This window comes from Rhodothermales bacterium (assembly GCA_041391505.1).
Lineage (GTDB): Bacteria > Bacteroidota > Rhodothermia > Rhodothermales > JAHQVL01 > JAWKNW01.
Map to the genome: position 1 here is coordinate 1 of JAWKNW010000056.1, position 8,955 is coordinate 8,955.

Annotated in this window: 6 protein-coding genes; 2 read left to right on the plus strand and 4 right to left on the minus strand. The window is 64.1% G+C overall.

The features are described from left to right. Positions 1–1,201 (plus strand): DUF5686 family protein (locus R2834_24590; GenBank protein ID MEZ4703532.1); only part of this gene is annotated, 1,201 nt, incomplete at its 5' end. Between the two features lie 370 nt (positions 1,202–1,571). On the opposite strand, the gene dut is transcribed toward R2834_24590, so the two are convergent. Next, the gene (gene dut, locus R2834_24595) at positions 1,572–2,030 is read right to left on the minus strand and encodes a dUTP diphosphatase (GenBank protein MEZ4703533.1); all 459 of its coding nucleotides are present in this window, start codon (positions 2,028–2,030) and stop codon (positions 1,572–1,574) included. A gap of 393 nt (positions 2,031–2,423) precedes the next feature. After that, entirely contained in the window at positions 2,424–3,947 is a 1,524-nt protein-coding gene (locus tag R2834_24600; protein MEZ4703534.1) for a sodium:solute symporter family protein, read from the minus strand. Positions 3,948–4,086: 139 nt separating this feature from the next. On the opposite strand from R2834_24600, the gene aspS reads away from it, so the two are divergent. Beyond that, on the plus strand, positions 4,087–5,940 hold the full coding sequence (gene aspS / locus R2834_24605; protein ID MEZ4703535.1) for an aspartate--tRNA ligase: 1,854 nt from the start codon (positions 4,087–4,089) through the stop codon (positions 5,938–5,940). A gap of 797 nt (positions 5,941–6,737) precedes the next feature. Here aspS and R2834_24610 read toward each other — a convergent pair. Beyond that, on the minus strand, positions 6,738–8,144 hold the full coding sequence (locus R2834_24610; protein MEZ4703536.1) for a S8 family serine peptidase: 1,407 nt from the start codon (positions 8,142–8,144) through the stop codon (positions 6,738–6,740). Between the two features lie 204 nt (positions 8,145–8,348). Then, a partial coding sequence (locus R2834_24615) for a T9SS type A sorting domain-containing protein (GenBank protein ID MEZ4703537.1) occupies positions 8,349–8,955 on the minus strand: 607 nt, incomplete at its 5' end.

The window sequence follows — 8,955 nt, forward strand, 5'->3', positions numbered from 1 at the left end:
AGTGGAGGATGCCCGCGACACCGCCTCCCATGTCGCCCGCCACGGCAGCCGCACTACGTACCGGTACCGCAACGAACCGTTCGATCGGTACGACGAGGCCGAGGCCTTCGTGGGCGAATTTTACAACCGCTGGCCGTTCCGCGAAACGGGCCTCTACCGTCCGGTGCCGTCCATCCGCTACAACCGCGTGGAAGGCCTCGTGCTCGGCGCGCGCCTGATGCCGCTCGAATGGGGCGACTTCGAGCAGGCGAAGATCTACGGCCAGGCCGGCTACGCCTTTGAATTGAAGAAGGGCCGTTTCGAAGGCGGCGCCGAATTCGCCCCCTTCTACCGGGGGAACGACGACTTCCAGTTCAAGCTCGGCGGATCCTACCGCTACAACACCGGCACAAACGACACCTGGAAGATCAGCTGGGTCGAGAACACGCTCGCCGCGATGCTCTTCGAGTACGACTACATGGATTATTACCAGACCGAGGGCTTCACGGTCTACGCCATGCAGCGGCTCACGCCCTTCGCCCAGATCAGCGCCGGCTACCGGGACGACGACTACAGCAGCCTCGTCAACAACACCTCGTGGTCGCTCTTCGGCAGCCGCGACTTCCGCATCAATCCGCTGGTGGATGAAGGCCGGATGACCTCCTACGTCTTCGCCATCGAAGGCGGGATGCTGTCGCACCTGTCGACCTACCCGCGCGGATTCGCCTACCGGCTCGAGGCCGAAACCGGCACCTTCGCCAGCCGGTCGTTCGACCGCTTCGTCGGCGACGCCCGCATCTACATCCCGATGGGCTTCAAAAACACGCTGGCGCTCCGGGCCCGCGGCGGCGTCGCGTCGGACGATGCGCCGTTCCAGAAGCTCTTTACGCTGGGCGGGATCGGATCCGTACGCGGATACCCCCAGAATGCCTATTACGGATCGCGCATGCTGCTGGGCAACGCCGAACTGACCATCGCCCGCATCTCGCCGCTCAGCGACTGGATGGACGACGTGCAGGTCTTTGGCTTCGGCGACGCCGGCTGGACCAACACCATCGCCGGCACCAACACGTTCGACCTCGGCGACCTCTTCACCTCCGCCGGCTTCGGGATGAGCTTCGCCGACCGGACGATCCGCCTCGAACTGGCCTGGCCGCTGACCGACCTGCCCGGCGTCGACCGCGAGCCCACCCTTTGGCTGCGGCTCACGCCGACATTCTGACCCCGGTCATTTGGTCATTGGTCATTGATGCGAATCAGCCGTTGAAACGGTTCAGCAAAAAGAAATGTCATCTCGACCGAACCCCCGCGTACGCGGGGGGAAGCGGAGAGACCTCCTTATGCCGAGCACTGCGCCTTTGAGGATGCGGCAGCGTCGTGATCTCCAAATGACATTCAAAAGCCCATGTTAAGGAGGTCTCTCCGCTCCAATGCCGGCAAGCCGGCGTCTTCGGTCGAGATGACATTATTTCGGGAGATTTTGCCCTAATTCAACTACTTATTGGCATCATTGGTCGAATCCGATTCCCCGATCGGGTTCCCCTAATGACCAGTGACCGGTGTCCCCGCGTAGGGACGCACGCCGTGCGTCCCTACCGGCCCGTCGACCCGAACCCGCCGGCTCCTCGTTCCGTCTCCTCGAGCGACTCGGTCGGATCCCAGATGACGCGGGCGTGGCGCGCGATGACCAGCTGCGCGATCCGCTCGCCGCGCTGGATGACGAAGTCGACGGCGCCGTGGTTGATCAGAATCACCTTGCACTCCCCGCGATAATCGCTGTCGATCGTGCCCGGACTGTTCAGCACCGTCACACCGTGTTTGGCGGCGAGCCCGCTCCGCGGCCGCACCTGGGCCTCAAACCCCGCCGGCAGCGCGATCTGCAGGCCCGTCGGTATCATGGCGAAGGCGCCGGCCTTGAGCGTAAACGGTTCGTCGGCCGGGACGGCGGCACGAAGATCCATGCCGGCGCTCTGCGCGGTGGCATATTCAGGCAGTTCGAGCCCGTCGGCATGAGGAAGACGCTGGATGGCTACGCGAAGGGTATCGGACATGAGGTGGGATGGGGATGGAGGATGTTGGATGCGGGATGTTGGATGCGGGATGTTGGATGCGGGATGTTGGATGCAGGATGTTGGATGCGGGATGTTGGATGCGGGATGTTGGATGCAGGATGCGGGATGTTGGATGCGGATGCAGGATGCGGGATGCAGGATGCGGGATGCAGGATGCGGATGCAGGATGCGGGATGGAGTACAGCCCAAAGACAGAAATCAGGAGAGATCCTGCATCCTGCATCTTGCATCCCTTTGACCCTTGATCCTGCATCCTGCATCCTGCATCCTGCATCCCCTTGACCCTTGATCCTACATCCATTGAACCCCTGAACCTGCATCCCCTCGACCCTTGATCCTCCAACCCTTGAACCCCTGAACCCCTCAGGGCCGCTACGCGCTCAGATGCGCGGAGTCGTTGAAGAACGGGGCCCAGGTCTCGGGTGCGGGCTTCGGCGTCACGAGGCTGACCCCGATCAGCATGAACAGCGAAGCGCCCACGGCGGGGTACGTGACTTCCTGTAGGAATGGGCTCCAGGTGGCGTAATAGGGCTGATCCGAGAGATAGAACGTCCAGATCATCGTGACGGCGCTGCCGGCGATGATGCTGGCGATCGCGCCCTGCCAGGTCGCTCGTTTCCACAGGAACGCCGCCAGCAGAGGCGGCGTGATGGCCGCGCCGTAGATGAGGTACGCCGTGTAGGCCGCGTCGAGAATCGTCGGGAACTGCTCGACGAGCAGGTACGCGATAAAGCCCAGGAGCAGCACCCAGCCGCGCCCCATGAGCACCACGGCCTTCTCACCCATGTCCGGCTTGATGAAGCGCTGCACGACGTCGCGCGTGAGGTTGGTCGCCGGCACGAGCAGGAACGAATCCGCCGTAGACACGATCACCGCCATCATCGTCGCGACCAGGATCATCCCCAGGAACAGTGGAAACGCCTGCCGCGCCGCCGCCGGGATGATGTTTTCCGATGCCGCTCGCCCGGTCCCATACAGATCCGTAATCAGGCCCTGATCCACCGCCAGGCTCCCCGTGAGCCCGAAGAACTGGATGGCCGTTTCGAGCACGATGACCCCGATCACCCAGAAGAACACCGCCCGCTGGGCCTGCCCGCCGTCCTGGGCGCTGAAGATGCGCTGGTACATGTTGGCGTCGCCCAGCAAGAGGAGCATCGTCGGGATCAGAAACGAGATGGCGATGATCGGCCCTGAATCGACATTGGCGCGTTCATCCGCCCAGTTGCCGAAGAGCGACCACTTGCCCGTCTCCTTCGCCGCCGCGATCACCTCGTCCACCCCGCCGACCGCGACGATCAGGAAAAGGAGGCCCACGAAGATCCCGCACAGCATCAGGACGCCGTTCACCACATCGGTGTAGACGACCGAGAGCATGCCGGCGAGGACTGTATAAAGGATCGCAAAAATGGCGGTAATGATGATGCCGGTCTCGACCGTCACCACCCCGTCGGTCATGATCTGGAGCACCCGGCCGCCCCCCTTGAACTGGTAGGAGACGATGGTGATGTAGGCCACGACGGTGATGAGCGTCGCAAGCACGCGCGAAATCTTGCCGTAGCGCGCCTCGAAGATATCGGGCACGGTCACCTGCCCGAAGTTTCGGATGCGTTTGGCGATGAAATAAACGAAGACGATCCCCGCCCAGGCGCCGACGTTCTGCCAGAGTCCGGAGAGCCCCGTGCGGTAGCCGAGGCCGGCGCCGCCGAAGAGGGAGCCGTTGCCCAGCCAGGTGGCCAGCAAGGTGCCCACGAGGACGTACCAGGGGAGCGTCCGGCCGGCGACCATGAAGTCCTCCCCCGTCTTCACCACCCGGCTTTTGTAATACCCGACCATGATCAGCGCCAGCAGATAAAAGAGCGACGCGAGGATGTACGGATTCTGTAATAGGACCAGCATGAAGGCTCCAACTTATTCCAATGTCACGGCGCGCAATCTACAATCCAAAATCGATTTTTCCGCGAACAAACCGATCCAGCCGACGTTGCGCCGTATATTTCTGCCCCATTTTCACGGCTGAGTGGACGTACATCATCTCATGGAAACACCCCGAACCGAACAAAAAACGACTGTCGATACCCACGGCGAGCGTACCCACACCTGCGGCGCGCTGCGCGACGAGCACGTCGGGCAGACGGTGACCCTGAAGGGTTGGGTCGATACGCGGCGCGACCTGGGCGGGGTGATCTTCATCGACATGCGCGATCGCCACGGCCTGACGCAGATCGTCTTTTCGCCCCAGGACAACGCCGGAGCCTACGCCGCCGCCGAGCGGCTGCGGACGGAAGATGTCATCTCCGTCCAGGGCGCCGTTCGCCCGCGCTCCGAGGAGACCATCAACCTCAAGCTGCCCACTGGCAAGGTCGAGGTGCGCGTTTCCGGCCTGCTCACCCTCAACCACGCCGAACCTATCCCTTTCCAGGTCTCGGCCCATGAGGAGAAGCGCAAGCTGGCGAACGAGGAGCTGCGTCTGCGCTACCGGTACCTGGACCTCCGCCGGCCCGAACTCCAGCGCAACCTCGTCATCCGCCATCGGCTCTGCCAGATCGTGCGCCGCGTGTTCGACCAGCACGGTTTCCTCGAAATCGAGACGCCGGTACTGATGAAATCGACCCCGGAAGGGGCGCGCGACTTCCTCGTGCCGAGCCGGCTCAACCCGGGGCAGTTCTACGCCCTGCCGCAGTCCCCGCAGACGTACAAGCAGATCCTGATGGTAGCCGGCCTCGACCGCTACTTCCAGATCGTCAAGTGCTTCCGCGACGAAGACCTGCGCGCCGACCGCCAGCCCGAATTCACCCAGGTCGACGTCGAGATCACCTTCGCCACCGAGGCCATCGTCCAGCGCATCATCGAAGACCTGATCACGACCGTCTGGCGCGAGATCAAGGGCGTCGAGCTGACGACGCCGTTCCAGCGTATGCCGTACGCCGAGGCCATGTCCCGCTACGGCAGCGATAAACCGGATCTCCGCTTCGGCCTCGAAATCCACGACCTGAGCGACGCCTTCCAGGGCAGCGGCTTCCGCGTGTTCGACAGTGTGCTGGAGACGGGCGGCAAGATCGTCGGCATCCGGGTGCCCGGCGAGGGCGACCGGGGGCGCGGCGCGATGGACCGGCTCGACAAGGAGTTTGTCCGCAAGCGCCTCGGCGCCGGCGGCCTCGTCTATTTCAAGCTGCCTTCCGACGGATCCGAGACCTTCGCCTCGGTGAAGGCGGATGTGCTCCCCACCGCGTCGGTGGATCGGGCCCTCGCGACGATCGGCGCGGAAACGGGCGATCTGGTGCTCGTCCTCGCCGGCAAGGCACCCAAAGTGTACGAACAGATGGGCGCCCTGCGCCTCGAGATGGCGCGCGAACTCAACCTGCTCCCCGAGGGCGACCAGGGTCCGTGGGCCTTCCTGTGGGTGACGGACTTCCCGCTCCTCGAGTGGTCGGAGGAAGACAAACGCTACGTGGCCATGCACCACCCCTTCACGTCGCCCCACCCGGAAGACATGGAGACGATGTTCGACAACCCCGGCGCGACGCGCGCCCGGGCGTACGACCTCGTGCTGAACGGCAACGAAGTCGGCGGCGGCTCGATCCGGATCCACAACCGCGACATCCAGAACCAGATGTTCCGGCTCCTGAACATCAACGAAGAGGAGGCGGAGCGACGCTTCGGGTTCCTGCTGGGCGCGTTCACCTACGGCGCCCCGCCCCACGGCGGCATCGCGCTGGGGCTGGACCGCCTGACCATGCTCCTCGCCGGCACGGAAAACATCCGCGACGTCATCGCCTTCCCGAAGACCCAGACGGGGCAGGAACTGATGGTGTCTTCACCCGACACCGTCGACGAACGCCAGCTCAAGGAACTGCATATCCGGGTGGCGCTGCCGGAGAAAAAATCGTAACTGATCTTACGCAGCCGTGTGCCTGGTAATCTGATGCAGGATGCAGGATTTTGTACCGGGCAACAGGCTTTTTGGACGAAATCCTGCATCCTTCATCTTGCATCCACGATGGACACGATGCCTTGCGTAACACGAGTTAATGAGTGACGGCAAAATCAGGTTCAAAGAAGAATGGCAGTGGTTGTCCGGCGACAGGTCATCGGGCTACTCAGAAATCGTCGAGCAACACATGCGTAGCCGGGCGTTCAGTCGGACACATTCCCGCGGCTCGGTGATTACCACGCCGGCTGCGACGGGCTTCCCGTCTTCGCCACTGGGGGTGCCGGCTCGCTTGATCCAGTGCGGGTAAATCCGTTATGTTGAAAGGGTAGTGATGAATTCGGAACCGAATGATTTTCGACGTGAAATGGGTACAGCAACCGAAGACGACTCCAACGGCTATGAGGCGGTCGCGGCTATCTACATTGCCGGACGAGGTATCCGTCCACGCGCTGGCGACTCTATCGGTGCCGCGGTCGTGAAGGCCTGGGCAGACGCATTTCCGCCTGGCGCGACGGTGCTCGACCTTGGCTCGGGCCCCGGTGAGCCGAGCACGCGGATCCTTCAGGAGGCCGGCCTCACGACGTACGCCGTCGACGCGTCACCAACCATGGTTGCCGCGTTCCGCGAGCGGTTTCCAGGTGTGCCGATCGAGCGAAGTACCGTCGAGGCCTCGGAGTTCTTCAACCGGACTTTTAGCGGCGTTCTTGCCTGGGGTCTGATGTTCTTACTTGAGCCGGCAGCGCAAGCGCTTGTCATCAAAAAGGTGGCACGCGTGCTCGAGGGCAGGATCTCCGCCCGAGCGCCAGATCGTACGGACCCGCGACGTGGTGACCGCGTTCCGGCTGTCGACCACGGGCACCCCGGTCGTGGTGAGGTTGGCCAGGATTTCCGCGATGGGCGCGTCCGGGCTGCGGCCTTTGAGAATGGCCCAGCGCCGGCCACGTGCGGCGCCGCGAAGGATGTGCCGTCACCAGACGCAAACCCCCGCCCGGGACCGACGACGTGATGCTTTCGCCCGGAGCGAGCAGATCCAGAAACGGCGCGCTACTCGAAAACAAGGCGACCGCGTCGCCGAGGGACGTCGCCCCGACGCTCACGCTCGTCGACACGCACGCCGGCGCCACGAGCCCATCGCTCATGCCGCTGTTGCCCGACGCCGCCACCACCGCAATGCCTTTCTGCCAGAGCAGGTCGATGGCCGATTTCATGGCCGGATTCAGCTCGTCGCAGCTCTCCTCCGACGTGTAATGACCGCCTCCCAGGCTCAGATTGACCGCCGCGATGCGTTCGGTATCGGAAAGGTCGTAGACGTATTCCAGGGCCGCGATCTGGTCGGATACCCACGAGCGGACGCACGGATCGGCGCCGCAATAGTTGTCGAACCGGGAAAACACCTGGATCGCGAGCAGCTCGGCATCCCGCGCGACGCCCGAAAAATAGTCACCGCGGCCGGCTACGATGCCGGCGACGCGGGTGCCGTGGTCGCAGCCGGCGATCGACGGGTCGCAGTTCGCGGCAGCTCCCTCCCCGATCTGCTCGTCGGTGCCGTCGCCGCACAGTGAAACCGAGACAAAGTCGCTCGCCGCGCTTTCGTAGCTGGTCGAAAAACAGGCCTCGGCGACGACCTTGCCGGCCAGAAACGGATGGCTCGCGTCGACGCCCGTGTCGATCACGGCCACGATCTCGCCGGCGCCCGAGCCGCCCATCTCCCAGGCCCGGTCGGCCCCGATCATCGGCACGCTCTGGTCGAGCAGCGGCGCGTAGAGCGCATCTTCCTGGATCGAGGCCACATGCGGCGAGGCGCGGAGGGCTTCGATGGCCTGCGCGTCGACCTCGACGGCCATGACGGGCAGGTGACGGAAGGCGCGGACTTCCCGCGCGCCGGCGCCCAGCGAAGCCAGCACCGACCGGCGCAGCTCCACGTAGCGCGCTTCGCGCTGCGCGGCGGTGCGTTTGCCCGCGTCCACCGGATCGGCGAGGGTTACGAGAACGGGGAGACGGCCACGCGAATGGGCCATGGAAAGGACTTCGTCGAAAGCGTTCGCCTGGAGGCGAGTTCGCTCGGGCGCCATGCCGGTCTGCGCGAACACCGGGGCCGTGATCGCGCTTGCAAGAAGAACCAGCAGCGCCGCGCTCGACAGAGGCCTGCGGAGGGCGCGCATGCTAAGGGGGAGCTAAACCGTGAACGAGTGTGGGGTGTGAGGGACGCGGATGGGATTCGCGTGTTGGGCCCTCACTGGAGCAATCGTCCGTTTGGCAGCCCCCTTAATGCGCCGCGGCAAGGGGCAAACAAAAAGCCTCCAGGGTCGGTGACCCTGGAGGCTAACCTGAAACAGGTAGTACGCCGGTGCGAACGCCGTCCGGCGTTATTTCATCAGGACGACGGTCTGCGTGCTCGAGAAGACCTCGCCGGTAGCCTGGATGAAGTACCGGCCGCTCGGCAGGTTGCTGGCTTCGAAGCGGAAGAGATGGGCTTCCTGCGCGGCGAGCGTGCCGTCGTGGAGCAGCGCCACCTGGCGACCGATCATGTCATACACCGCAAGCCGAACGTGCTGCTGACGCGCCACCGTGAGGCTGAACTGCGTCTGCGGATTAAACGGGTTCGGAGCCGCCGGCGCGAAGGCAAAGGCGCCTTCGAGGGCCAGCTCGACCGTCACGGCGTCGCTGTACGCGAAGGTGCCGTCGAAGTCGACCTGCTTGAGCCGGAAGCTGTGGGTGCCGGCGGCGACGCCGGTCACGCGGTAGCTGTAGGCCTGCGCCTCGTTCGTGGTGCCGTAGCCCGAAACGAACGCGAGCGTCTGGTACCCGCCGCCGATGAGCTGCTGGACTTCAAAGCCGGCGTTGTTCGTCTCGCTGGCCGTTTCCCAGGCCAGCACGACGTCCGAGCCATCCACAACCCCGTCGAACGAGGTCAGCTCGACCGGCAGGATGCCGTCCGGGATGTTGGCATAGGTGATCGTCATCTGCAGCTTC

Coding starts and splice junctions, on each gene's coding strand:
- dut (MEZ4703533.1), bottom strand. CDS start 2,030: ATGTCCGATACCCTTCGCGTAGCCATCCAGCGTCTTCCTCATGCCGAC.
- R2834_24600 (MEZ4703534.1), bottom strand. CDS start 3,947: ATGCTGGTCCTATTACAGAATCCGTACATCCTCGCGTCGCTCTTTTAT.
- R2834_24610 (MEZ4703536.1), bottom strand. CDS start 8,144: ATGCGCGCCCTCCGCAGGCCTCTGTCGAGCGCGGCGCTGCTGGTTCTT.
- aspS (MEZ4703535.1), top strand. CDS start 4,087: ATGGAAACACCCCGAACCGAACAAAAAACGACTGTCGATACCCACGGC.